The organism is Dellaglioa sp. CoH-57-MRSF-19 (assembly GCF_056781975.1).
Map to the genome: position 1 here is coordinate 1 of NZ_JBXAXW010000276.1, position 268 is coordinate 268.

The 268-nt window shown below is 54.9% G+C and carries 1 protein-coding gene; it reads right to left on the minus strand.

The features are described 5' to 3' along the window. A partial coding sequence (locus AC1RO3_RS09215; RefSeq protein ID WP_481764120.1) for a hypothetical protein occupies window positions 1-268 on the minus strand: 268 nt, incomplete at both ends.

Here is a 268-nt window from a genome sequence, read left to right on the forward strand (position 1 = left end):
TGTCGAGGATGCCGTTCGCGTACTCCAGAGTATAGTGATCGTTAATTTCCTCGTTCGGGTCGATGTACGAGAGTTCGGGTTCCGGACGCGTGACTGTCATGAACTGGCGCAGTTCGAGTGCGCTCTCCCGATCCACGAACCAATACTCGGGATCAGACTTGCGACCCTCCTGATGCATGATCGCGACCAGCCGATCGTCGAAGAAGATGGCTTGAAGACCGACCCACGAGTCCGTGCAGTAGTTCTTGCTCAGAAAATAGCCCTTGAC